The following is a 25405-nucleotide window of genomic DNA, read 5'->3' as shown; positions in this document are numbered from 1 at the left end:
TTTAAACTGTAAATCCAATTAAGAAACTGATGACAAATAATGCACCAGTAATTCGACTAAACATCAAAGTTGAAGACATAAAGGGGACTAGTTCATGAACTGAATCATAATTTTTCTTCAACCCAAATCCAGATTTAATCATTAATGGAATACTAAGAAAGCTTATCAAAGAAATCAATGGAAATAGATTCAAAGACACACCTACAATTATTGCGCCATAAGAAACAAGTGGAAATATCCAAAACAGTCTTGCTGCTTTTTGTTTTCCAATTGCAATAACCAATGTCTTTCTACCCTTTGATTTGTCTGCATCATGATCTGGAAAAGATGCAATGAACAAAACCAATGCCGACAAAGAACCAACAACCACACCTGCAAGAATGGATTCTGCAGTTATGTATCCAGATTGAATAAAGTACGTGCCAAGAACAATCATGCAACCTTTTACTGCAACAAAGAATTCCCCCAATCCAGAGTCTACAATTTTTGTAGAGTAGAAATAAATTGAAAGTATTGCAAATCCCAAAATAATTGCAATAATTATTCCATCAACAATTACAAAGTAAGCTCCAATGACTGAACCAATTATCAAAAAAGCAATACCAGCACGATAAACGCTAGATGGTTTGAGCAATCCTTCTGGAAGAACACCTGTTCCCCCGCTCATCTTTGTTTTTGGAGTCTTTGTATCAATTCCACGTTTAAAATCCCAAAAATCATTTAGCAGATCAACACTGGCATGAAGCGCCATAACTCCTGCAAATGTCAAAAAGGCATCAATGGGTTGAATTGTTGAGTTTTGCCACCAATTAAGTGCCAAACCAACAGATACTGCAATTACAGATGCCAGAAGGAAACGAATTCTAATAACCCTAAACCATACAGAGAGCATTAAAAATAATATAATTTTTTCATTATAATATTCATGACATTGAATTTTAGGCTATTGTTTATTAAAAAATTCAATCAAATACAATTATGATAATTGGCAGAGTTTTAGAAAATGAAAAAAAGGTAAAATTTGAACTAGATATTTTCTGTACAAACTGTGGAAAAAAGGTTCCAGGTAGACTTCAAACTGGAGAATCATACTATCAAACACAAGAATTTCATGCAGAATTAGAGGATTTTAAGAAAAACTATCTTTGTGGAGTATGCAGAGATAAGAAAAGAAGGGATTAAAGTTCCTCTTCCCATTCTTCTTCAATATTGGCTTTTGATTTCTTCAGGAATATGAACACGGTAGCACCGACCATGAAAATTCCTATAATTACAATGTAAATTATCCATTCAGGTAATTCCAAATCAATGACATCAAATGTTTTTTGTGGGACAGATACATTTACAGTAAAAGAATCCTGCCCTTCAGCGCATCCTTCAATAGTAGATATAATGTCAAATGAGATAGAATGTCCTTCAATTGCAATCAATCCGTTTGTAGGAGTGATCAAGTATTTTTCATCATCTTTCATCACTTTTGGACGTTACCTACCATCTAGTCCACTTAAAACAATAAATGTAAAGAATTTTGTTAGAAATTAAACCAGAGATTCATCATTTACTTCAATAGGTTTTCTTCCCATAAACCCAGAATCTTTTTCATGCCAAAATTTGATTTCAGTTTCACCATATTTCCAGCATAACCATACCTCATCATCAAATCTTTTGGAAGGAAAGTCTAGTAATCCTTGCTCAATACTTTTGACTACAACACCAGTACTTTCAAGAATTTCAACCGCTTCATAAAATTTTGTGATTGCAGAGTTTAGTTGTTGTTTTAGGGTAACATATTCTTCAAAAGAGTTGGTAGAAGAGAGGCTCATTTGCAATTGCTGCTCAAGTTTTGTCACTTCATTCTTTTTTGCCAAAGCATATTCAAATTTTTTAATAACGTCAGGAAGGGCATTATTTGCTTCATTTGTAGTGAAAAATGAGAACATGTACCACCTCAATATTTCTTGATTAAAAATCTTAGGCGCAAATTTATTAACAAATCTCTTTGAAGAACAGATATGAGTGAAGACCAATTAGAGGCATTAATAGTTCAAACAATAAATGGAGCAGTAGCAACAATTCCAGCATATCTGGATGAGATTAAGGAAAACAAAGAAGTGCTAAAAGTTGAAGACCCAAAAGAATTTGTGTATGGGATTGTTATGGGCATGGCATTGGGGATGAGCGGAGCAATACTTAGTGCACAAAAAGAGATGCCAACACCAGAAGATCAAATCAAAGTAAGAGACATTGTCTACAAACACATACCTGAGATACGAGAACGGATTTTCACTTGATTAAATTCAATCAAAGAGAAAAAGAGTTTCTTAATTCACTAGAAGAAGCAAGAATAGCTACATCACATAACGATATTCCACATGTAAAACCAGTTTCGTTTGTGTTAAGTGAAAATGAAATAATTATTGCAACAGACTATGATACAAGAACATACATGAATCTAAAAACAAATCCAAATGCAAGTGTAGTGATCGACATCTACAAATCTGGAGGTCATAAGGCAGTATTAATTCAAGGCATAACAGAGATAATAGAAAACGGGTCAGAATTTAACAAATTTTACAACATGTTTTTTGAGAAATTTGAATGGGTTAGAAGAGAACCCTGGAAAGAAAATGAGGCGCCATTTCTAAAAATCATTCCTAAAAACAAAGTTAGTTGGGGTTTAGATATTAGATAGCAAGCACTGTTGAGTCACACCAATTTTTTCAATTGTTGAAGTTGAAACTAAAACCTGCTTGTTCATCACAAATGCCATCATTATCAAAATCAACAGAGACATAGACTTTGCTTTCAGGTGCCAGAGTCTAATACTATCTTAATTAGGTGGGATTCAGCCATTGCTAGAAAAACCATACCCATACCAAACAACATTGCAATACTAGTAATACCCAATATAGGCAAAACTCTATTTCCCATGAATTACAATATTGGCATTTCATCTTAAAATCGATGGAAATTTTTGTTGTTTAGGCGTTCCAAAAAGGATTCAACAAGTGAAGAAATTGAAAATACGCAAAATTACTTTTTACGACGATTTTTTAATTTTTTAGCTCTAGGTTTTGTTCTAAGTAAACGACCACAACAAGGACACCACAATCCTTCCCAATTAATGAATAATTCACATTCAGGACATCTCTTTTGTCCTAATTCATATCGACCCCCATCAAGACTTGTACTTGTTGCTTTGTAATTTTTACAGGAGCCAATACAATGCATGACTAATTATAAAGATAGATGTAGAAAAATCATAGCTTAATTTTCAAATGTTTGATTTTATGTTTATCTCTTAATTAGATAGTATCAAAATAAAGTAAATCATTAGATGAATAAATCATTCCAAGAATACAGTACAAAAAGAATCTTTTACTAATTATATGTCAAATATAGAATTTTACTAAACTCTGCTTTTGCCACAGATATTTGGTTTCTTAGTTCTGTGATTTTAACTACATGTGCATCAAATAATTCTGCAAAATCTTCAGGCCTATCAGGATTATGAATTAATGATTTTAGGGTTTGTCTCTCTTTTACTAATGAGTTCTGCAAACTGCTGATTTGAACTTCAAGGTCAGATGCTTTGTTTGATGAATCACTATTTCCTGCAGGTTTAACTGATATGGAAGTTTTGTCATCTGCCTCTATTTTTACATAAGTCATTTGACAAGAGTTTGCAGTGATTTTATCGCCCAACCTTAGGGTTAGAGACTGTTTATCAGAAGTAACTTTGATTACGGGCAGTTTAATTGTTGTAGGCCCTGCACACACTTCAAAGACTGTATGATAAAGCCCAGGAGTTGAATCTAAGACAGACAAGATACTAGCAGAGTTACCTTCAATTATTTTTCCTGAAAAAGTCATCTCATTGAGTTTATCTTTTACCGTAGATGGTGTATGGATAGCAAATAGGGTTCTATGTAATTGCTCACGTTTGTCATTGATTTGCATTCGAAGTTCAGCAATCTTAGTTCCTTGTTTTTGAGTTTCAGGGTTATCTCGAGTAATAGATTGTCTGATTTTTGCTAATTGTTCTTTTAATGAATCAAGTTCAGTTTGAAGAGTTACAATTTTTTCAGAGATGTCACCTTTGTTTAATAATGTAATTTTGATTGATTTTGCATCAGATGCTTTTATTTTTGTTGCACTAAGAGTACAAGAACCAGCTTCAACTAATCCAGGTAATTCATAGTGCTTTGTTTCACTATCTGAAGAAATATGGACATCTGGGGCATAGATTGGAACAGAAGGACAAATCTCAAAGGCAACATCATAGTTTGCAATTGATTTTCCAGGTGCAGAAGTACCTGTTTTAGATTTTATTGGAACGGTTTCAAGAATATTGATTGTAGCAAGATCAATGCTTTTTCTATTGATAATTTTGTTTAAGAGTTCTTCATCAACTTGTTTATCATTAACGGTTTTTGCCCACCCATTTTCAATAAGTTTCAAGACACTTTTTGCTTTTACACATGCTACAGAGTCACTTGTAGTTCGAATTACCTTGAATAAACCAGAATCACAAACAATATCTTCAGATGATATTCCAATTTTTGTTTGATGTTTTGGTGGGATAATGTCTGCATGAGAAAATGGTAATGCTGGAGCAACCATACCAGTTGCCAAAATTGCCATTATAGAAAATACTAGTAAGGAATTCACAAAAATATAGAGTTTCTGTTGTATATAATCATATATCAAAGATATCCAGTGTGAACCTGTAAAACCATTCCTAAACAATTAAGATGTAGAATAATTTAGAAATGTAAATGAGTAATAAGATCAAATGTTCACACATTCTTGTTTCAAAACAAAGTGAAGCACTAGCAATAATGGAGAAACTAAAAAATGGAGAAAAGTTTGGAAAATTAGCAAAAGAGTTATCCATGGATTCAGGAAGTGCCAAAAAAGATGGGAACTTGGGATATTTCACAAGAGGTATGATGGTAAAGCCTTTTGAAGATGCAGCCTTTAAACTCCAAATTGGCGAGACATCTGAACCTGTAAAATCAGAATTTGGATATCATATTATCAAAAGACTTGGCTAAGTTCATTTAGATTTTAATTAATAATATTTTCAAACAGATGATTAGTTTTTGATCTGTTTTAGCAACATAGAGTATTAAAAACCAAAACAAAATAAACGCTAATTTTACACTTACAATGCAGTGACAATACTAACACAAGAAACAATAGATGAAATTTTGACATATTTAGAAAAATCAATTAATAATTTAGCAAAAGATGTATTTGGAAATTTAGAATTAGATGGAGGGTTTGACGAAGCTATAAATTTTTTAAAAAGTCAGTTTGACATTAGACTAGAAAACCTACTTGTAGCAAAAGGTAGCAGTACACATCATTTAGAATCAGGAATGAAAAATAAAATCATTCAAAGAAAGCAAGAAGTTTTTCAAAACATTTCAAAACAATATCAAAATTAGATAAAGGCATCAAGGCCTGTTTTTTTAGAAGTTACTTCTTGATTTTTTTCTAAAACTTTGGTCATTTTATCACCCATTGATTTTGAGGCAGTCATCTTTCGTTTTCCTATCCAATAATATGTTTCATCAATAGTATTTTTTGCAATTAATACTACTAATTTTCCAGTGTCCTTTCTGCCAGTTCTGCCTCTTCTTTGAATAAATCTGACAGAACTAGGGACATTGTCATAAAAAATTACTTGGTTTACCTCTGCAATATCTAGTCCTTCCTCACCGACACGTGTTGCAATTAAAACATCAAAAACTCCATCACGAAATTTCTGTACAGTTTCAATTTGCTTTTTTTGTTTTAACCCTGTTTCACCTGCTTTGCCAATCAGAATACCTGCAGAAATTCCAAGTTCAGTCAATTTGTTAAAAATTAAATCAACAGAATCACGGTAACTAGTAAAGATCAAAGCCTTTCCGGGGACAGATTCTATGATATCTTTTAGTTTTGGGATTTTAGAATGCTCGATTCCTCGAGATTGAGCTTCTTTTGCAAGATGTATTGCACGAGTAAAGTTTGGATCAACCTCAAAGAGTTCCTTTACACCTGCACCTTTTTTTGCTTGAGCACGTTCACAAAACTTCAAAAAAGGAGTGATTCCATGGGCCTCTAAAATATTTAGTGCGTAATGAATTCGGATTGCAGTGAATAATGGTTTTGCAGAATGTCGGTTTTGATTTAAAACAAATTGTCTAATTCTCAACAATGCAGAAAGAGATTGTTGTTCAGCAAGTTTGATTCCATTGTTACGTAATGTTTCATATCTTTGATCAAGTGCTAATTTCAACAATGTTTGAATAGATGTTAGTTCAGGAGGGAGTTCAACATTTATCCATTCAGTATTAGTTTCTTGGGTATAGGGTCTTACATCAGGACTATTTTCAGTTCTTTCAGCAACACTTGCAATTTTGAGTTTGGTGAGAATCTCAGTTGCCTTATCCTTTTCACTTGGCAAAGTAGCAGTCATTCCAACAATTCTGGCAGTTGAATTTACAAAGCGTTCTGCAATTCCAGAATATGCATAATCTCCAATTGTTCGATGGACTTCGTCAAAAATTACAAGACTGAATTGATTAGATGATACTATGCCCCTGTCTAAATCATTTTTAGCAATTTCAGGAGTTGCACAAATTACACTATTGTTCCATAGCTTAGTTCTTTTTTGAATAGTATCTTCGCCAGTAATTAGTGAGATATCATCTAGGACTAGATTTTTTTTTAAGAATTCGTAATGTTGATTGACGAGAACTCTAGTAGGGGCTAAAAATAATGCACCTCCAGTTCCTTGAGATAGAAATTCAGCAATGACTTGTAATGCAATTGCAGTTTTTCCAAGACCAGTAGGCAAAACAACAATACAGTTTTCATCAATAGCCTGATTTGCAAGGTTTACCTGATAATCTCGTTTTTCAATAGAGCCTTTTTTTACATATTTTTTTTCAATAAATTCAGTCAAAGTATAAAGAAAATTTGTAATTTGTTGATTTTATGCTTTCGTGTAGTTGACCATTGACAAACATATACCATTCAATTTAGATTAATGAAAATCTGTGCCTGAGACCGGCAATTCAACTAGAAAATTAGACAAAAAGAGTCCATTTTTATTTCAATATTACCTGATGGGTGTGTTGAGTGATAAAAATTCCAATGAAGAATATTTTCAATCATTACTTGAATCTTTGAATCAAGATCCTAACTGGAGAGTTGTCGAAGAGTATTTGGAAAAATATGAATCAATCAAAAAGGATCTTACACAAGAACAACAAGTTATAATTTCTGAAATGGGAAGAGCAATGCTTGCATTAGCAGACTCACAACCAAAAATAATCATAGACAAATTCTTAGAATTAGTTCAAAATATGAACAAAAAATAAAATGCTTAAACATTAAGGTAGTAAACAAAAATAAAAAAAGTCAGGAAAAACTAGTCTAGTTTTTTCTTGGCTTTGTTAATCATTGCAGTCTCCTCACGGAGGTGTTTCTTCAATAAACGCTCATGTGCTTTTTTATGAGCACTATATGCTTGGTTAAGAGATTTTTTTGTTTTTGCTCTCTTGACAGCATTATTGAATTTTTTATGAATTGCGTTTACTTCAGATGTATAGCTTGCCATCAAATCAACAGTTTCAAAGATGCTAAAGTAGTTTGTGTACAACTTATCTAAAGAGAATTGATCGCAAAAACACTTACACATAACGCGATCCATATATTGAACAGACAAACAGAAAATGTGTTGAGTACTTTTGAGAGACCAAATTGGGATGAATACTTTATGCTTCAAGCAGAACTTGCTAAACTGCGTTCAAATTGTGTAACAAGACAAGTAGGAGCAGTTATTGTCAGAAATCACAGACAGTTGGCAACAGGGTATAATGGAACACCCCCAGGAATCAAAAATTGTTTTGAAGGAGGATGTAAAAGATGTCAATTAAGAATGGAGGGAAAAATAGAATCAGGAGCATCACTTGATAGATGTCTATGCAATCATGCAGAGGCTAATGCAATAATGCATTGTGCAATTTTAGGCATAGAAGCAGGAATAGAGGGGGCCATACTATACACAACATTTGTCCCATGCTTAGAATGTACCAAGATGGCAATTACAATTGGCATTAGAAAATTTGTATGTCTTGACTCTTATCCAGAAACAGACTTTGACTTGCTAAAAGAAGCAGGTGTAGAAGTCATACAATTAGATAAAGCAAAAATTGCAAAATGGGCTCAAGAACTAGTTAACAAATACAATTCTGGATGATAAAATGCAAGTCAATATGGAAGAATCAAAAAGAATTGAATCAATGCCACCAGCTATGTTAGTATCAGCTACGTATGATAACAATTCAAAATCAGCAGTTCTAAAATTCTACGAACCAGAGTCTCAAAAATTGTTTTTGTGGAAAGATGAGATTGGCCATAAACCATATTGCTACTCAAGACTTGCACCAGAGGAATTAGAATTTCTTCAAGAAAGAGACGATGTTTTAGAAATTAAAACAGTTCAGAGATATGATTTGATGAAAGACAAAGAAATAGACATGTCAAAGATCACTGTAGCAGATCCGCTAGCAATTGGAGGAACATCAGGAGACAAAAGCATAAGAAATGTAATTGAAACATGGGAATCAGATATCAAGTATTATGAGAATTATCTGTATGATAGAAAGCTAATAGTTGGAAAATATTACGAAGTAATTGGTGGGAAGATAAAGCCACATGATTTAGAAATTTCTGACGAGGTGAAGATTGCACTAAAGAGTTTGCTATGGGATAAGGTCGATAGTGAAAGCATGGTAGATGCTGAGGGATTCAAAAAATTTGTTTCTGAATGGGCAGATTTACTTAACCAACCAATTCCAAAGATCAAAAGACTAAGTGTAGATATAGAAGTTGAAGCCGAAATTGGCAGAATACCAGACCCAAAGATTGCAGAAAAAAAAGTTACAGCAATAGGTATGAAGGGAACAGATGGATTTGACCAAATTTTTGTGCTCAAAACAGAAGGAACAGAACAAGGTACAAATGAATTAGATCAAAACATCAAAGTGACATTTTATGATTTAGATAAAGAAAAAGATATGATTTATGATGCATTCAAGATAATCAAAGAATTTCCATTTGTTGTAACATACAACGGAGATGAATTTGATTTGCCATATCTATACAACAGAGCAGAGAGACTAGGGATTAAAAATTCAGAGAATCCATTTTATATGATGAGGGATTCTGCAACACTCAAAGAAGGGGTTCATCTTGATTTGTATAGAACATTTTCAAACAGATCATTTCAAATCTATGCCTTTAGTCAAAAATATACAAATTTCTCATTAAACGAAGTTTCAAAAGCGTTACTAGGGAAAGAAAAGATAGACTATGGATTAGAGTTTGATCAATTATCACTCTACCAGACTGCAAATTATTGTTACAATGATGCCCTGCTGACGTACGAGCTTACCAGTTTTAACAGTGAATTGTTGATGCAGTTACTAGTCATTATTTCAAGAATTGCAAGAATGCCAATTGACGATATTGCAAGAATGGGAGTATCTCAATGGATTCGTAGTCTTTTGTATTACGAGCATAGAAAAAGAAATTGCCTAATTCCAAAAAGGCAGGAACTTGAAAGAAGATCAGAAGGAGTGATGTCAGATGCAGTAATCAAAGATAAAAAATACAGAGGAGGGCTAGTGGTCGAACCAAAAGAAGGAATTCATTTTGATGTAGTTGTAATGGATTTTGCAAGTCTGTATCCAAGCATAATCAAAGTCAGAAACCTTTCGTATGAAACAGTAAGATGCCCACATGAAGAATGCAAAAAAAATTCAATCCCAGGAACAAATCACTGGACATGCTCAAAGAGAAATGGCTTGACATCAATGATTATTGGCTCATTAAGAGATCTGAGGGTAAATTACTACAAGAGTTTATCAAAAAAAGAGACACTAACTGAAGAACAAAGGCAGCAATACACAGTAGTAAGTCAAGCACTTAAGGTAATTCTAAATGCGAGTTATGGGGTAATGGGAGCTGAAATATTTCCATTATATTTTCTACCTGCAGCTGAAGCCACTACTGCAATTGGAAGACATACAATTTTAGAGACAATCAAAAAATGTGAATCTGCAGGTATTGAAGTACTTTATGGAGATACAGATTCGTTATTTATAAAAAATCCAACTAAAGAACAAATTCAAACAGTAATTGAACAAGCAAAAAAAGATCACAGTGTTGATTTAGAGATTGATAAAACATACAGATATTGTGTGCTAAGTAACAGAAAGAAAAACTATCTGGGAGTTACTAAAGAAGGTAAAGTAGACGTTAAAGGACTGACAGGAAAAAAGTCTCACACCCCTCCATTTATCAAAAAATTATTTTATGAATTACTTGACGTGTTATCTGAAGTTCAAACAGTGGAGGGTTTTGAAAAAGCAAAAAAGGAGATTTCTGAAAAGATTGCAACATGTGGAAAAAAAGTCGAATCAAAAGAAATTCCTCTTGAAGATTTAACATTTAATGTAATGCTTAGTAAGGCTCCATCGGAATATACCAAGACAATCCCACAGCATATCCGTGCAGCAAAACAATTAGAGTCGATAAGAGAAATAAAAAAAGGAGATAGGATATCATACATCAAAATTCTAAACAAACCCGGAGTAAAGCCTGTAGAAATGGCAAAAAAAGAAGAGATTGATTCTAAAAAATACATGGAATTTATGGAATCAACACTTGAGCAAATTACATCATCAATGGACTTGGATTTTGACACAATTTTGGGAAAACCAAAGCAAACAGGATTAGACGAGTTTTTCTGGAATTAGTGAAAATAGAATGGAAGTTGACAGTACATTACTTACCATTCTAGGAGTGGCTGCAGGGATTCTTATTCTAACAGGATGGGTAGAACAAATCTACAAGGGGTATAAAACAAAAAGTCTCAAAGATGTTTCAAAATTTTTGATGATATTCATATCAGCTGGTGCAATTTTATGGCTGATTTATGGGATAATAGTAGAAGACGTGTTTATCATCGGAACAAATGTAGCTGCAATTGCCTTGATGATGATAGTATTAGGAATGAAGAAAATATACGATAGAAAATTAAGAGGTTAAATTAAAGATTAAATACAATACAAGAAGGCTCAAAGAAGATGTTTGTAATCAATTGTAAAAATTATGAAGAAATTTCAGGGGACAAAATTATAAAATTTGTAAAAACTGCTGAAAAAATTTCAAAAAAATTTAAAATAAAAATTGCAATCTGTCCACCTCAACATCTAATTGGAGTGGTAGCTACCAGTTCAATTCCAATTTTTGCACAACATGTAGATAATTCCAAAGTGGGAAGCACAACAGGTTTTGTAATTCCAGAACTGTTAAAAAAATCAAAAGTGAATGGATCGTTAATCAATCACAGTGAACACAGAATTACATCAAAGGAAATTCAAAAATTAGTATTGAAATTAAAAGATCTCAAGATGACATCAATTGTTTGTGTTAAAGATGTGGCAGAGGCAAAAAAATATGCCAAACTAAATCCAGATTATATTGCAATAGAGCCACCAGAACTCATAGGATCAGGCAAAGCTGTATCAACTGAAAGACCAGAATTGATAACAGAAGCAACAATTGCTGTAAAAAGTGCACAAAACAATACAAAACTTCTTTGTGGAGCAGGAATTGTTTCTGGAAAAGATGTTTCAAAGGCAGTGGAATTAGGTTCCAAAGGAATCCTAGTTGCAAGTGGTATAATCAAAGCAAAAAATTGGGATAAAATAATTTCGGAATTTGCCAAGGCATTAGTTTAAAAAGCCAAAAAATTTACGCATTTTTGCATGGCAAAAACAAAACCAGTTTATGCATTTGAGGAGGCAGATAGCGAAAACAGGATGCTTCTAGGCGGGAAAGGCGCAGGATTAAGCGAAATGACTCGACTAAAGCTTCCGGTACCACCAGGATTTACAATTACGACTGAGGTTTGTAACAAATACTATGATAATAACAGAAAACTTCCAAAAGATGTAATGCCATTAGTTATGAAAAATATTGAAAAAATTGAAAAGAAGACAGGAAAACAATGGAACTCAACTAAAAACCCATTACTAGTATCAGTTCGCTCAGGAGCAGCCATATCAATGCCAGGAATGATGGACACAATTTTGAATTTAGGGTTAAATGAAAAAACCGTAGGAGGCCTAGCAAAGCAAACAAAGAATCCACGTTTTGCATGGGATTCCTATAGGAGGTTTATTCAATTATTTGGTAAAGTAGTATTTGGAGTAAATGATGAAAAATTTGATCATGTGCTTGAATCTGCAAAAACTAAACAAAAAGTAAAAGATGATAGTCAGTTAAGTGTTGAATCACTAAAGAAAATTGTATCAGAGTATAAAAAAATCTGCGAATCACACACAAAAAGAAAATTTCCAGATTCACCTAATGAGCAGTTAGGATTAGCAATTGAGGCCGTATTCAAAAGTTGGATGGGTGAGAGAGCAATTGTTTATCGTGAAAAAAACAACATAACAAAAGACATTGCAAATGGAACTGCAGTCAATGTTGTTACCATGGTATTTGGAAACATGGGAGATGACAGTGCAACTGGAGTAGTATTTACAAGAAATGGACATAATGGTAAAAAAGAGATTGAGGGAGAATATCTTATCAACGCACAAGGAGAAGATGTGGTTGCAGGAGTTAGAACTGGAAAAAATGTTTCTCTATTAAAAAAAGAAATGCCAAAATCTTACAAGGAATTAAGTAACGCATGCTCAAAATTAGAAAAACATTTCAGAGAACCACAAGATATTGAATTTACCATAGAGCAAGGAAAATTTTACCTGTTGCAAACAAGAACTGCAAAGATGAGTGCAATGGCATTAATTAAAACATCAGTAGACATGGTAAAAGAAAAACTAATTGATAAAAACAAAGCACTGACAAGAATTCCTGCACAACAGCTAGAGGCATTACTTCATAGAACTATGGATGAATCAAAAGTTAAAAATCACAAGCAATTAGCTAAAGGAATTGCAGCGTCTCCAGGAGCTGCAAGTGGAATTGCAGTATTTGATGTAAAAAAGGCAATAGAGTTAGGAGAGGCAGGAAAAAAAATTATCTTAATTAGAAAAGAAACAAAACCCGAAGATGTGCCGGCATTCTTTTCATCAGAAGGAGTTTTGACTAGTTTAGGTGGAAAATCATCTCATGCTGCAATCGTATCAAGAGGAATGGGCAAACCATGCATTGTAGGATGCTCAGAATTAAAAATCAATTATGACAACAACACATGTGCTGCAAACGGCACCACAGTAAAAGAAGGTGAAACTATTACCATTGATGGTAGTGCAGGTACAGTCCTAATTGGAGAAGTTCCAACTGTAGAGCCAAAAGTAACAAAGGACTTTGAGCAGATTTTAAGTTGGGCACAAAAAACAAAATCATTAGGCATTCGTGCCAATGCAGATACTCCAGAAGCTGCAAAACTTGCAAGACAATTTGGTGCTCAAGGTATTGGTCTTTGTAGAACGGAGAGGATGTTTAATGCAAGTGACAGGATTGGCCTATTTGTCGATATGATCATGGCTGAAAATATTGAAGAACGAGGAAAAGTTCTCAAAAAATTAGGGCAATTACAAAAAAGCGACTTTATTCAAATTCTAAAAGCAATGGAAGGATACGAAGTAACAATCAGATTACTAGATCCACCATTACATGAATTCTTGCCAAATCCTGAAGAACTAGCTGAAAAAATCCACAAGTTAGAGAAGAAAAAGGCAACAAAAGAACTCAAGGAGGCCAAAATTATTTTAAAGCGAGCAAGGGAGTTGGCAGAAGTCAATCCAATGATGGGACACAGGGGAGTAAGAGTGGGAATTACGTATCCTGAAATTTATGAGATGCAGATTCGTGCAGTGTTTGAGGCATTAGTGGAATTGACAAAGAAAAAAGTAAAAGCACATCCACAAATTATGATTCCACAAATTAGCAGTATTGCAGAATTAAACCACATAAAGAAGATTTATGATAAAATAAAAAAAGAAGTTGAGACAAAAAACAAAATGAAATTAACAATTAACTTTGGTACAATGATTGAGGTAGTAAGAGCTGCATTAACAGCCAATGAACTTGCAACAACTGCAGAATTCTTTAGTTTTGGTACTAATGACTTGACACAAGGAACGTTTAGTTTCAGTAGAGAAGATGTAGAAGGAAAATTCCTTCCAGAATACATGGAAAAAGAACTGTTAGAAAGAAGTCCATTTCAATCAATTGATGTTAACGGTGTAGGTAGTTTAATCAAAATTGGAATTGCCAATGGTCGAGGAATAAGAAAGAATATGGAAGTTGGGATTTGTGGAGAACACGGAGGAGACCCAAGTTCTATCAAATTCTGCCATAAAGCAGGATTAAGCTATGTTAGTGCATCACCTCATAGAATTCCTATTGCAATTGTTGCAGCAGCACAAGCATCAATTGAGTATTCAAAGAAAAAATAATCCAGTATAATTTAATAGAGATTAAGCCTTACTAAATCTCAAATGCTACCAAATATCGAATCAATAAAGCAGATGAGGCAAAAATTAGGCATCACCCAAAAAAAGCTTGCAGGAATGACTGGGGTAAGTACATCCATGATTAATCAAATAGAATCAGGGCGAAGTCAGCCAAGTTATGAAACTGCAAAAAAAATTTTTGAGAATTTATCTAACCTAGAAGGAAGATCATCATCTCACAAAGCAGGAGATTTTTGCAGCCAAGATATTGTAAAGATGAAACCATCAAATACACTTCATGATGCAATAAAGAAGATGCATCAATTATCAATCAGTCAAATTCCAGTATTTGATGAAAAAGAGATAGTAGGAGTAGTCTCAGAGGATGGAATTGTAAAGCATCTGGCAGATATTGGAGAAGCTGAATTAAAGAATGCAAAACTTGCAGATACAATGGATCCTGTTCCACCAATTGTTGATTTTGAGACACCAGCAAATGTACTTGTTCCATTAATTCGATATTCAAAATGCATACTTGTTACAAAAAAATCTAAAATTGTTGGAATCATTACTGCATCAGACACATTAAAGATGATGGAATAAATTATTTTTAAAATATTATTATTTTGGATGAGCACAAAGTTCTGCCAAAACACCATGAAGGGACTTTGGATGAATAAAAGTAACTTTAGTGCCTGCAGAACCAGGTCTAATCTTACCTAGGAATTGCACACCGCATCCTTCCATTCTTTCCACCTCACCTTCAATGTTGTCAGTTTCTAATGCCATGTGATGAAGTCCTTGTCCTTTTTTCTCCAAGAATTTTTTAATTGGACTAGAATCATTTGTTGGCTGCATAAGCTCAACACGCCCATTTTCTAAATGAATAATTGCAACTTTGACACCCTCAGATTCTACGGTTTCAAACTCTACAGAATCAACACCTAAGGCCTGTTGATACACTTTGGCAGACTCTTCAACGTCATTTACTGCAATTGCAATATGATCAATTTTCATCTAAAATACCTCCTTTGGACGGTATTCACCAAATACTTCACGGAATGTATTGCTAATTTCACCAGTAGTAGCATATGCCTTTGCAGCAGTAATTATGTAAGGCATCAGATTCTCATCAGTATCAGCTGCACTCTGCATTGCAGATAGTGCCTTTTCCCATTTCTTTTTGTCTCTGGATGCACGCAATTTTTTTAATGCCTTTTTCTGCTGAATCTCAACTTTACCGCCAATTCTTAGCAATTCTGGCTGTTCTTCTTCTTCGACATATTTGTTAACACCAACTAGGATTCTCTCACCGTTATCTGCTTCTTTCTTTAATCGATATGCATTTTGTCTAATTTCTGATTGGAAGAATCCTTTCTCAATTGCCTTTACTGAACCACCCATCTTTTGGATTTTCTTGAGATATTTCCAAACGCCTTCCTCAATCTGGTCAGATAACTCTTCAAGATAATAGGAGCCACCAAGAGGATCAGCAGTCTTTGTAATTCCACTCTCATGTGCAACAATTTGTTGGGTTCTCAAGGCTATTTTTGCAGATTCTTGTGTTGGGAGTGCTAGTGCCTCATCTCTTGAATTTGTGTGAAGTGATTGAGTACCACCGGCAACTGCGGCCATAGTTTGAATTGCTACACGAATAATGTTGTTGTCAGGTTGTTGGGCAGTTAATGATTCGCCACTTGTCTGTGTATGGAATTTTAATTGTAATGACTTTGGGTTTTTTGCATGGAACATATCTTTGAGAATTTTTGCATAGACTTTACGTGCAACTCTAAACTTTGCAACTTCTTCAAAGAATTCTATTGTACAACAAAAAAAGAACGATAAACGAGGTGCAAAGTCATCAATTTTTAGTCCCTTATCCAAACAAGTTTGAATGTACGCTATGGCATTTGCCAAAGTAAAGGCAACTTCTTGTGTTGCAGTACATCCCGCTTCTCTCATATGATATCCAGAAATAGATACAGGGTACCATGAAGGAACTTTTTCTGCACAATACCCAATCATGTCACCAATTAATCTCATAGATGGTTGTGGCGGATAGATGTAGGTGTTTCTTGCAATGTATTCTTTGAGGATGTCATTTTGAGTTGTGCCACGCAATTCCTGACTTTTGAATCCCTGAGATTCTCCAACTGCAATATAATATGCAAGTAGTGTTGACGCTGTAGAATTAATGGTCATAGATGAACTAACTTTGCCAAGAGGTATCCCATCAAAGGCAGTCATCATGTCTTTAATTGATGTAATGGAAACGCCAACTTTGCCAACTTCACCTTCTGCTTGTGGGGCATCTGAATCATAACCAATTTGCGTTGGAAGATCAAAGGCCATTGAAAGCCCAGTTTGTCCTTTCTCAAGCATGAACTTGAATCTCTCATTAGTAAGCTTGGCATCACCAAATCCAGAATATTGTCTCATGGTCCAAAATCTATCACGGAACATTCCAGGATGAATGCCTCTAGTAAATGGATATTTACCAGCATCTTCTACAGGTTTCTTCTTTGAGGATTTTTGATAGATACGTTTTACCGGAAAATTAGAATCAGTAAAGACCTTCTTCTCGGGTTGTTTTTGTTTTGATTTTTTTGTGGCCATATTATCACTTTAACATTGATTTTGTAATTTTTTCTCCTGCGTCAAATGGGTCCATATCCCTTGATTGTAATTTTTTTAGGTATTTTGAAAATGTTTTATCAGAATCCAACATGACATCAATCTTTTCACGTATGTTATTTAAAACAATATCTTTTAGTTCTGCCTCTAATCGTTCTTGGTCCTTTTGCTTCTTTAATTTCTTTTTTAATGCCATCATATCTTTGAGAGTTTTTGCAAATTCGGTAATTCCAGTATTCTTTTTTACAGATGTTTTAAGGATTGTTGGATTTCGTTCAGAGTCTCCAATAAAATCACGTACTGCATCAAACAATTGATTTGTTCCACTAAGATCACTCTTGTTTACAAGATAAATGTCTCCGATTTCAGTTAGACCTGCCTTGATTGTTTGTATGCTGTCTCCAGTGTTTGGATTAAAGACTACAACTGTGATATCGGCAATATTTGAAATTTCAACTTCAGTTTGTCCTGCGCCCACACTTTCAATAATAATTGGATTGAATCCTGCATATTCTAAAACACGTATACTGTTTCGTAAAGAGCGAGATACTGCACCAGTGGCACCACGAGATGCAATACTTCGAATATAAGTTCCAGAGTCAGTTGATTCAGTCATCCTAACTCTGTCACCTAAAATTGCACCGCCAGTAACATGACTGGTAGGATCAACTGCCAAAACAGCAGGTTTTGTGCCCAGTTTTTTCATTGCCACAGCAGTCTTGTTAATCAACGAGCTTTTTCCAGCACCAGCAGGTCCCGTAATTCCAATAATAATAGAAGTGCCAGTATTTTTGAAAATTTTCTTTAAGAGTTTTTTTGATTCTTTTTGATCATTTTCTACCATAGTTATGGCTTTAGCAATTGCACCACGTCTTCCTTTCTTCAAGTCAACAAGCAAATCCAATACAGAATAATCTTTTGAGGTGCAATAAAATCTTGTATCCGATCTAAGGCCTTGAATAAATCACAGGAGGAATAGAATCTCCTAGCGGATGAATCTCAGTCTTTAGTTGAATATGACCCAATTCTAAATGCTCTATCTCCAGTACAATTGGATGAACCGCCCATCCATATTTTGGTTCATTTGGGAATGGAACTATCTCAATGAACTGAGAATCATAAAATGTTTTTTGAAATGTTTCATCCATTCCAAGAATCTCCATTACCACAGAATTAGTTTTTTCTGACTTGTCTACAAAAGCAATCTCAACATGACCAGTATCATAATACACAGCATCTACTTGAAAGGTCTGACGGAGTACATCTTTGTCATCAGTTCCCCCTCCAGTTAAAAAGACTAATGCAATAATGGTCAGCACCCCAAGAGATATTGCGGGAAGGATTTTTTTTGCCATATTATTTGAATTCTTTTCTCATTTGATGTAAGAATTTAGAGTAAATTCTAATTTTTTCAATTGTCTGGGCTTGTGTTCTTTCAGTTCCAGGTGTTGGGTGGGATTTGAAAAATGACTTGATATCATTTTCCATAGAGTCATCAACTACTAGTGCAATACTTGCTACAATTCTATTAAACAAAGGATTTCCATGTCCAACTTTTTTACTTAATTTTCCCCAGTTCTTCTTTAGCCAAGGCCAAAGAATTTTTTTGCCATAAGGATTGGCTGCAATCTTCATTATTGGCAATTGCATGTTTTGAGAACGGACCTCAGAGGTTTGAGAGAATTGTAATGTTTTGACAAGCAATTTTTCATTTTGAAAGCTGCACATTGCACCCAAAAATCGTAATTTTTCTTCAGTAGTTTTTGCTTTTTTGTACAATGTTACTAATTGGGAATGAGTTTTTGCATTACCAGTCCATGCAACAAGTGAGAAAACGGGTTCACGTATATCAGGATGTAGTGATGAGGGGTTTTTCAAAAACTCTTTGAATTTAATTTGTGCTTGTTCAAGTACATGTTCATCTCCAAGTTTACCTAATGCAAAAATTGAAAAACCTCTCAAGAATGCATCAGTATGTTTGTCTGATTTTTGAGGAACCCATCCAAGATTAGATAAAATCTTTCGAAAGTAATTAATTGCATAGTTTCTAATTTGCTCGGTATAATCTTCAAAGAAAGTCAATAGTGATAAAAAGTTGAGATTATTTGCAACATTTGTTTGTGGTAGATACGAATCTTCTTCAAAATATGCATCAGAGAAATCAAGATAGTTTTCAACTTCCTCTTTTCCTGCAACACACAATGCAAACAAGTCATTTTGGATAGCCCATCTATCCACATGAGGAATTTGCTTTTGATCAACTAGCATTTTAAGATCAAGTAAAATTCCATCATCATATTTTACACGATAAAATCCAGTGCGGCCTATGTTTGCAACAAATCCAGGTCCCTTGGGGGCTTTTAGAGTAGTTGATTTTTTTGTTAATAGTTTGGTTTGAGTATCTTTTCCCAAACCATAAGTAAATGGAACATGCCACAATCCTTTTTGAGTTTTCTTTGTAGGCTCCATCAAAAAGCGATTTTGCTTTATGACCAAATCATTATTCTTTTGAGATATGTCAATTTGAGGAAATCCAGGCTGCTTTAGCCACGAATTTACCATTGCACTTACAGGCATTTTTGATGCCTTGCCAATTGCACCCCATAAATCTTGGCCTTTAGCATTTCCATACTTGAATGTAGAGAGATATTTCTTGAGACCTGCTCTGAAATTAGTCTCACCAACATAATTTTCAAGCATTCTCAAAATGCATCCACCCTTATCATAAGAGATAGCATCAAATATTTCTCTGATTTCAGCAGGAGAATTTACTTTGACATCAATTGGGTGAGTTGTCTTTAATGCATCTAATCCCATTGCATTATTCATTGCATCTTCAATAAATTGATCCCAAAGATTCCACTCCGGATAAAATTTGTCAACAAATTTTGTTGCCATAAATGTTGCAAAACTTTCATTGAGCCACAAGTCATTCCACCATTTCATTGTAACAAGGTTTCCAAACCATTGGTGTGCTATTTCATGTGAAATTACTTCAGCAATGAACTGTTTTGTTCTTGTCGAAGATGTTTTAGGATCATAAAGCAAGATTGTTTCTCTAAATGTGATTGCACCCCAATTCTCCATTGCTCCTGCAGCAAAATCAGGAATTGCAATTAAATCTAGTTTAGGTAATGGGTATTTTATTCCAAAATATTTTTCATAAGAGGAAAGAAGTTTTTTTCCAAGTTCTAAAGAATACTTTCCTTTTGATTTGTTTCCTTTTGTAGTGACTACTCTAATCTGGACTTTGCCAGTTTTTCCGGTTAGATATTCAAATTCACCAACACCAAGATAGATCAAGTAAGTTGAAACAACAGGTGTTTTTTCAAATTTATACTGAGTCTTGTTTTTAATTTTTTTCGTTGATTTTACAGGCATGTTAGAGATTGCAGTAAACTTGTTATCAGCAATGATTGAAATCTCAAATGTTGCCTTTGCTTCAGGCTCATCCCAGCAAGGAAATGCACGTCTAGCATCAGCTGCTTCAAATTGAGTAGTTGCAAGATACTTTGTTTTTCCACCTTGTTTGTATTGGCTTCGATAAAATCCCAATAATCTATCATTGAGAATCCCTTGAAATTGCAGATGTATTGTTGCCTTGCCTTTGATTTTTTCGGTCAGCCTAATTGTTAATTCTTCTTTTTTCTCGTTTGTTTTAGGAACAGATTTGATGATTTTGGAACCTTGTTTTACTTGACAAGATTTTATCTTTAATTCTGCACAATGCAGGGTTAAAATATTTGTAGATTTTGTACATGAAACAATAATTGATTCTAAACCGTCAAATGTGAAGTTTTTGAGATCGGGTTCAAAAGTTAACTCATAATTTATTGGAAATACGTTCACATGTGAATTACTTTAGTTATGCTTTAAGTAGATTATCCATTAAAATCTAAAATAAAAAATAACCGAAAAAATTATCCAAACACTGGTTTTAATAAAAATATTTCTTTAATTTTTTAAAAAATAGAATAAAAATAACAGGTTAAACAAAATCTAAGGGTAAAAATCAACCCATGTATTTACCAATGAGCCAGTTTTTCTAACAACAATACCTTGATTGCCAGACGAGTCTGAAAAACTAATCATCTTTTCATCGATTGTGCGGTGTACTACAGAAAACATTTTTTTGGAATTGGAGTCAAAATGCAGACAATCAAATGAACCCGTATGAGTAAAGGTAGATGTTTTTACGATTTTATCACAAACACGTCCTTGAATCTTTAATGCTTTTAAAATATCATTTTTTGATTTGATTCCTTTTTTTAAAGGTACAAAATCAGTCAGGGTGACAAAACCAAAGTGGGGATGATAGTCTAAAGTATGAGTATGAATTTGTAAAACAATTTGAGGTATTTTGAAATATGAAGAAGGTCTACTAGGAGATGTAGTGTTAATAGAGTAAGTAGGAGACATTTACCCGTAATACTGTAACCAAAGACGCATCGTATTGCCACATGCTAACACTACCTCACCATCATTATCACTTTGATCTACATAGCGAATGATTTTTTCATCTTTGACGCTATGCATGACTTCAAAAAGTTCTCCAGTGTTTGAATTTAGGTGAGTCGACAAAACAAAACCAGTATAATCGAAAGTGCTTTTTGATTTTATTTTTTTCACCAGTCTACCTTGTGTTGTTAATACTTTGATTAGATCTGTATCAGTTTTAACAGATTTAGTTGAGACAGGGAAATCCTCGATTCCAACATGACCATATTTTGTATGATAATCTAATGTATGAACACGTGTTTCTATTACAGTTTCTGGAAGTTTTAAGAAGACAGACTCTGGAGGAGTTACAGTTTTAGAGATTTTTTTTGATGGAGTAATGATTTTTCTTTTGGGAGTGTTTAATGATTTTTTTACCATAATATGAAACTAGTATAATATTAATTAAATATGATCCAGAAAGATTTTATGTTTTTTACTAAAATGCCTACTTTTCATCAAATAATAAAATGTTTTAATAATATAATATTAAGAATCAGTATGCCAATTCTAGATACAATTAATGCAGTGAAAGAAATTGCAGGGTGGATAAAAAATATCAATCAACACTCTTGCGGTGGTGGAATCTATACGGATAGTGACAATATTGCTTTAAAGGTAGATCTCGTTATTCCATTTACAAGTACGCCCGCAGGAAGTAATTACGAAGATACATTTGATGTAAAAAAAATAATTGAAAATGGTAAAACAGATGCCTTTGCTGCTACACCAAGAGGTAATGGAACGGGTTTGGTTGGTGGAGTAGTAGTGAATGCCATGTGTAAAAAAGATAATAATGTAAATTATGATGCACTACTTTTTTGGTCTACATGGCAAGATGGCGGAACTGGTTTTTACATTGATATGAAGAAGCATGGCGGATTTGATCATTGGTCAGAAAATCAATTTTATGCCATATGTCTGGACAAACCGAATCCAAGTTCATACACAGGGGTTAATAATTTAGATATAGAAATGCCCTATGTTTCATTACATGCTACAAAGACAGTAGTTGATCCAGATGCTGCTGATCAAATACATGATTTTCAATTTCGTTTCTCTGATAAATAAAAAGTTAACAATTATACAAAATGAGAACTAATTTAAAAGTTTCAAAATTACATTAAATTCATTTTAATTCTTCTTCTAATAATGATGGTTTTCTATATTTCTTTTCAGATTTTTTGATCATTTACTTTATTCCAAGTACAATGCTTACAAGTTCAATTTTACTTGATGTAAGATAGCAAATTGAATTACAATATTTGATTATGATTTCAGGATCAGTTGTTTTCTTTAGTTTTCTATCTAACATTCGCAAGTGTCTTTCAATACATCTGCCATCTTTGTTCAAATCGGCCCAATTTTGATTCATTTCTTCATCTTTTTTGGTCCTGATCATTCATGACGTATGTCCTTTTCATTTTGAAATTAATTCAGCGATAAACTGAGAATAGCTTTTACTTCCTTTAATATCTCGGAGTAAATCTCGAACCTCTTGTTTGATTGCAATATCAACAAACCCATAGTGTATTGTCATGGGGTAATGTAAGGAATAAAGTCTATTTTAGGAGCGGTTTTCTGCTTTGTTTTACGGGGTCGAAAATCAAATAAAGCCTTTAAAATATACAAAATAACGAATAACATCATGAAACAAAAAACACAAACAAGAAACATCAAGATTTTAGTAGCAAAATTAGGTCTTGATGGGCATGATAGAGGAGCACTTGTTTTGTGTAGAGCATTCAGAGATGCAGGAATGGAGGTAATTTACTCTGGACTTTTTGCAACACCAGAAAGAGTAGCACAGATTGCAGAAGACGAAGATGTTGATGCAATTGCTATGAGTTTACTTAATGGTGCGCACGGGACATTATTTCCAAGAGTAGTAAAGGCTCTAAAAAAGAAAAAGATCAACGATGTCCTAGTTGTTGGCGGAGGAGTAATTCCTGAAATTGATCATAAAGAATTGATTAAAGCTGGAGTTGACCATGTATTTGGTCCTGGAACACCACTGCCTACAATAATTAACCATATCAATACGGGCGTAGCAAAATTAAGAAAAATATAAGAAAAAAGAATTATTCTGTGGAATCAGGCCACATCATTTTACGCATTTGTTTTCCAACTTTTTCAATTTGGTGTTCGTCATATTGTTTCATGTATTTGTCAAATGCATCTTTACCACTTTTCTGATATTCAGAAATCCACTCTTTGTTGAATGTTCCATCTTGAATCATTGTTAGAACTTTTTTCATATTCTCTTTGTTTGCAGCATCCATTACCATTGGTCCACGAGTCAAACCACCATATCTTGCAGTCTCACTTACACGTCTCCACATTCCATTAATACCATATCTTTGAATCATATCTACGATGAGTTTGAGTTCATGTAAGACTTCAAAGTATGCAATTTCTGGTTGGTATCCTGCTTCAACTAAAGTTTCAAATGCATTTGTTACCATAGAAGCTGCACCACCACATAGGTCTGCCTGTTCACCAAACCAATCAGTTTCTACCTCTTCTTTGAAAGTAGTTTTGATCAATCCAGCTCTGGCACTTCCAATGGCTTTTGCAATTCCCAATGTTTTATCCCAAGATTTTCCTGTAAAGTCTTGTTCAACTGCAACAATGGCAGGAGTTCCAAAATTATCAAGAAATGTTTCTCTTACTTTAGAACCAGGTCCCTTTGGTGCAATCATGATTAAATCAACATTGTTTGGGGCTTCAATCCATTTCCAATAGATTGCAGCTGCATGAGAAAATGACAATGCTTTTCCTTCTGAAAGATTGGGTCCGATTTCATCTTTGTATACTTGACCTTGAATCATATCTGGAATCAATATGTGAATAATGTCAGCTTGTTTTGTTGCATCTGCAACAGACATTACTTTGTGACCATCAGCTTCGGCTTTTTTCCAGCTGTTTCCGCCTTCCTTAAGACCGATTATAACATTTAGACCAGAGTCTTTCATGTTGTTTGCTTGTGCATCACCTTGAATTCCATAACCAATCACAGCAATGGTTTGATCTTTAATTGGATCAAGACTGATATCAGTATCTTTCCATGTTTGTGCCATGATTTTGGCAGAATCTTTTGCAAATATTAACTATGAAACTTAGATTTCAATAATTTTATCGCATGAACGGCATTGTACAGTTACTTTATCACCAGGCAATCTAACAAATCTCTTTGATCCACAACTAGGGCAAATAGGGCAAGCACGTATGGGATCCATCAGTGTTTTGTGGGGTTGGTATCAGATTTAGAAATTACGGATAGTCTATTTTTTGCATTAATTTTTGTGAGGAATTCATATACTGCATTTGGAACTGAGTCTTTCCAGTTTTCATCAGATTTTATCATAGAGCGAATTTTTGTAGCATTGAATTGGTTTCTATCTAAAAATTTAGGTTTTGCCACTTTAATTCCAGAATCAGAGAGAAGCATTGAAACATAATCATTTCCGCTGTACACTTTATCAAAGTGAGGTAAAGCAGATTTCAAGTATGATGCCCATGTTGCAACATTAAATTGATTTTCTAATGAAATTACAAAACATTTTTTCAAATCCAAATTTTCATCTTTAAGGGAATTATGAATCATCTCAATTCTTTCACCAGAGGTAAAAGGATCTTTTTCCAAATAATTGAATTGTGCACTAGTTACTGCAATAATTACCTCATCACATTGTTCTAAAATCTGCTTTGCTAAATCTAAATGACCAAGATGAAATGGTTGAAATCTACCCATCATTAATCCACGCATAATAAATTAT

31 protein-coding genes are annotated in these 25405 nt (G+C 33.9%); 14 read left to right on the top strand and 17 right to left on the bottom strand.

The window, feature by feature from the left end:
• Window position 1 precedes the first annotated feature (1 nt).
• Window positions 2-892, bottom strand: a complete 891-nt coding sequence (locus C6989_RS08940) for a prenyltransferase (protein WP_148703290.1) — start codon at window positions 890-892, stop codon at window positions 2-4.
• Between the two features lie 86 nt (window positions 893-978).
• On the opposite strand from C6989_RS08940, the gene C6989_RS08935 reads away from it, so the two are divergent.
• Window positions 979-1182 (top strand): hypothetical protein, encoded by a 204-nt coding sequence (locus C6989_RS08935; RefSeq protein WP_148703289.1) that lies wholly within the window; start codon window positions 979-981, stop codon window positions 1180-1182.
• On the opposite strand, the gene C6989_RS08930 is transcribed toward C6989_RS08935, so the two are convergent.
• Both C6989_RS08930 and C6989_RS08925 read right to left on the bottom strand, forming a co-directional pair.
• Window positions 1179-1472 (bottom strand): hypothetical protein, encoded by a 294-nt coding sequence (locus tag C6989_RS08930; RefSeq protein WP_255464687.1) that lies wholly within the window; start codon window positions 1470-1472, stop codon window positions 1179-1181. The genes C6989_RS08935 and C6989_RS08930 overlap by 4 nt on opposite strands.
• A 66-nt stretch (window positions 1473-1538) precedes the next feature.
• Window positions 1539-1940: a DUF2203 domain-containing protein gene (locus tag C6989_RS08925; protein WP_148703288.1), complete on the bottom strand. Its 402-nt coding sequence runs from the start codon at window positions 1938-1940 to the stop codon at window positions 1539-1541.
• Window positions 1941-2012: 72 nt separating this feature from the next.
• Here C6989_RS08925 and C6989_RS08920 point away from each other — a divergent pair, with 72 nt between their 5' ends.
• Together C6989_RS08920 and C6989_RS08915 are read left to right on the top strand one after the other, a co-directional pair.
• Window positions 2013-2291 (top strand): hypothetical protein, encoded by a 279-nt coding sequence (locus tag C6989_RS08920; protein WP_182126942.1) that lies wholly within the window; start codon window positions 2013-2015, stop codon window positions 2289-2291.
• The gene (locus C6989_RS08915) at window positions 2288-2692 is read left to right on the top strand and encodes a pyridoxamine 5'-phosphate oxidase family protein (protein ID WP_148703286.1); all 405 of its coding nucleotides are present in this window, start codon (window positions 2288-2290) and stop codon (window positions 2690-2692) included. The genes C6989_RS08920 and C6989_RS08915 overlap by 4 nt, the downstream gene beginning before the upstream one ends.
• 341 nt (window positions 2693-3033) lie before the next feature.
• Here the strand turns inward: C6989_RS08915 and C6989_RS08910 are convergent, their stop codons facing one another.
• Together C6989_RS08910 and C6989_RS08905 are read right to left on the bottom strand one after the other, a co-directional pair.
• Complete coding sequence (locus C6989_RS08910; protein WP_148703285.1) at window positions 3034-3231, bottom strand: hypothetical protein; 198 nt, start codon at window positions 3229-3231, stop codon at window positions 3034-3036.
• Between the two features lie 150 nt (window positions 3232-3381).
• Window positions 3382-4671, bottom strand: a complete 1290-nt coding sequence (locus C6989_RS08905; RefSeq protein ID WP_255464686.1) for a coiled-coil domain-containing protein — start codon at window positions 4669-4671, stop codon at window positions 3382-3384.
• A gap of 107 nt (window positions 4672-4778) precedes the next feature.
• On the opposite strand from C6989_RS08905, the gene C6989_RS08900 reads away from it, so the two are divergent.
• Together C6989_RS08900 and C6989_RS08895 are read left to right on the top strand one after the other, a co-directional pair.
• On the top strand, window positions 4779-5057 hold the full coding sequence (locus C6989_RS08900; RefSeq protein WP_182126941.1) for a peptidylprolyl isomerase: 279 nt from the start codon (window positions 4779-4781) through the stop codon (window positions 5055-5057).
• 120 nt (window positions 5058-5177) lie between these two features.
• Window positions 5178-5453: a hypothetical protein gene (locus C6989_RS08895; protein ID WP_148703283.1), complete on the top strand. Its 276-nt coding sequence runs from the start codon at window positions 5178-5180 to the stop codon at window positions 5451-5453.
• Here C6989_RS08895 and C6989_RS08890 read toward each other — a convergent pair.
• On the bottom strand, window positions 5450-6958 hold the full coding sequence (locus C6989_RS08890; RefSeq protein ID WP_182126940.1) for a DEAD/DEAH box helicase: 1509 nt from the start codon (window positions 6956-6958) through the stop codon (window positions 5450-5452). The two genes, C6989_RS08895 and C6989_RS08890, sit on opposite strands and share 4 nt — an antisense overlap.
• A 172-nt stretch (window positions 6959-7130) precedes the next feature.
• Here C6989_RS08890 and C6989_RS08885 point away from each other — a divergent pair, with 172 nt between their 5' ends.
• Window positions 7131-7376, top strand: coding sequence for a hypothetical protein (locus tag C6989_RS08885; protein WP_148704154.1), 246 nt, complete (start codon window positions 7131-7133; stop codon window positions 7374-7376).
• Window positions 7377-7426: 50 nt separating this feature from the next.
• On the opposite strand, the gene C6989_RS08880 is transcribed toward C6989_RS08885, so the two are convergent.
• Complete coding sequence (locus tag C6989_RS08880; RefSeq protein ID WP_182126939.1) at window positions 7427-7615, bottom strand: hypothetical protein; 189 nt, start codon at window positions 7613-7615, stop codon at window positions 7427-7429.
• A 120-nt stretch (window positions 7616-7735) separates the two neighbouring features.
• On the opposite strand from C6989_RS08880, the gene C6989_RS08875 reads away from it, so the two are divergent.
• Genes C6989_RS08875 through C6989_RS08850 form a run of 6 tightly spaced genes read left to right on the top strand, consistent with a single transcriptional unit; the run spans window position 7736 to window position 15098 of the window.
• Window positions 7736-8257 (top strand): deoxycytidylate deaminase, encoded by a 522-nt coding sequence (locus C6989_RS08875; protein WP_148703280.1) that lies wholly within the window; start codon window positions 7736-7738, stop codon window positions 8255-8257.
• A gap of 4 nt (window positions 8258-8261) precedes the next feature.
• A complete protein-coding gene (locus C6989_RS08870) occupies window positions 8262-10820 on the top strand; it encodes a DNA-directed DNA polymerase I (RefSeq protein WP_182126938.1) in 2559 nt (852 codons plus the stop codon).
• A gap of 10 nt (window positions 10821-10830) precedes the next feature.
• Window positions 10831-11112: a SemiSWEET family sugar transporter gene (locus tag C6989_RS08865; protein ID WP_182126937.1), complete on the top strand. Its 282-nt coding sequence runs from the start codon at window positions 10831-10833 to the stop codon at window positions 11110-11112.
• Between the two features lie 38 nt (window positions 11113-11150).
• Window positions 11151-11807 (top strand): triose-phosphate isomerase, encoded by a 657-nt coding sequence (gene tpiA / locus C6989_RS08860; protein WP_148703272.1) that lies wholly within the window; start codon window positions 11151-11153, stop codon window positions 11805-11807.
• Window positions 11808-11834: 27 nt separating this feature from the next.
• Complete coding sequence (gene ppdK / locus C6989_RS08855) at window positions 11835-14498, top strand: pyruvate, phosphate dikinase (RefSeq protein ID WP_148703271.1); 2664 nt, start codon at window positions 11835-11837, stop codon at window positions 14496-14498.
• Window positions 14499-14540: 42 nt separating this feature from the next.
• On the top strand, window positions 14541-15098 hold the full coding sequence (locus C6989_RS08850; protein ID WP_148703270.1) for a CBS domain-containing protein: 558 nt from the start codon (window positions 14541-14543) through the stop codon (window positions 15096-15098).
• Window positions 15099-15116: 18 nt separating this feature from the next.
• Here C6989_RS08850 and mce read toward each other — a convergent pair whose 3' ends face one another.
• From mce to C6989_RS08815, 7 genes are all read right to left on the bottom strand, one after another.
• The gene (mce, locus tag C6989_RS08845) at window positions 15117-15512 is read right to left on the bottom strand and encodes a methylmalonyl-CoA epimerase (protein ID WP_148703269.1); all 396 of its coding nucleotides are present in this window, start codon (window positions 15510-15512) and stop codon (window positions 15117-15119) included.
• On the bottom strand, window positions 15513-17111 hold the full coding sequence (locus tag C6989_RS08840) for an acyl-CoA mutase large subunit family protein (RefSeq protein ID WP_148703268.1): 1599 nt from the start codon (window positions 17109-17111) through the stop codon (window positions 15513-15515).
• Window positions 17112-17115: 4 nt separating this feature from the next.
• Window positions 17116-18033, bottom strand: coding sequence for a methylmalonyl Co-A mutase-associated GTPase MeaB (gene meaB / locus C6989_RS08835; protein WP_148703267.1), 918 nt, complete (start codon window positions 18031-18033; stop codon window positions 17116-17118).
• Between the two features lie 43 nt (window positions 18034-18076).
• Window positions 18077-18484, bottom strand: a complete 408-nt coding sequence (locus C6989_RS08830; RefSeq protein ID WP_182126936.1) for a hypothetical protein — start codon at window positions 18482-18484, stop codon at window positions 18077-18079.
• A 1-nt stretch (window position 18485) separates the two neighbouring features.
• Entirely contained in the window at window positions 18486-20978 is a 2493-nt protein-coding gene (locus C6989_RS08825) for a M1 family metallopeptidase (protein WP_182126935.1), read from the bottom strand.
• 150 nt (window positions 20979-21128) lie between these two features.
• Complete coding sequence (locus C6989_RS08820; RefSeq protein WP_182126934.1) at window positions 21129-21548, bottom strand: hypothetical protein; 420 nt, start codon at window positions 21546-21548, stop codon at window positions 21129-21131.
• On the bottom strand, window positions 21549-22007 hold the full coding sequence (locus C6989_RS08815) for a hypothetical protein (protein WP_182126933.1): 459 nt from the start codon (window positions 22005-22007) through the stop codon (window positions 21549-21551).
• Between the two features lie 120 nt (window positions 22008-22127).
• Between C6989_RS08815 and C6989_RS08810 the strand changes: the two genes are divergently transcribed.
• Window positions 22128-22697 carry a hypothetical protein gene (locus C6989_RS08810; protein WP_182126932.1) on the top strand — a complete coding sequence of 190 codons (570 nt, stop codon included), beginning with the start codon at window positions 22128-22130 and terminating at the stop codon, window positions 22695-22697.
• Between the two features lie 121 nt (window positions 22698-22818).
• Here the strand turns inward: C6989_RS08810 and C6989_RS08805 are convergent, their stop codons facing one another.
• Window positions 22819-23028, bottom strand: a complete 210-nt coding sequence (locus C6989_RS08805; RefSeq protein ID WP_182126931.1) for a hypothetical protein — start codon at window positions 23026-23028, stop codon at window positions 22819-22821.
• 246 nt (window positions 23029-23274) lie between these two features.
• Here C6989_RS08805 and C6989_RS08800 point away from each other — a divergent pair, with 246 nt between their 5' ends.
• Window positions 23275-23697, top strand: coding sequence for a cobalamin B12-binding domain-containing protein (locus tag C6989_RS08800; RefSeq protein ID WP_148703264.1), 423 nt, complete (start codon window positions 23275-23277; stop codon window positions 23695-23697).
• 10 nt (window positions 23698-23707) lie between these two features.
• Here C6989_RS08800 and ilvC read toward each other — a convergent pair whose 3' ends face one another.
• On the bottom strand, window positions 23708-24706 hold the full coding sequence (gene ilvC / locus C6989_RS08795) for a ketol-acid reductoisomerase (RefSeq protein ID WP_182126930.1): 999 nt from the start codon (window positions 24704-24706) through the stop codon (window positions 23708-23710).
• Between the two features lie 158 nt (window positions 24707-24864).
• Window positions 24865-25395, bottom strand: coding sequence for a nicotinamide-nucleotide adenylyltransferase (locus C6989_RS08790; RefSeq protein ID WP_148703262.1), 531 nt, complete (start codon window positions 25393-25395; stop codon window positions 24865-24867).
• Window positions 25396-25405 lie beyond the last annotated feature (10 nt).

The organism is Nitrosopumilus sp. b2 (assembly GCF_014078535.1).
In the GTDB taxonomy this organism is placed as follows: domain Archaea; phylum Thermoproteota; class Nitrososphaeria; order Nitrososphaerales; family Nitrosopumilaceae; genus Nitrosopumilus; species Nitrosopumilus piranensis.
This window is presented reverse-complemented; position numbering and strand designations above follow the sequence as displayed.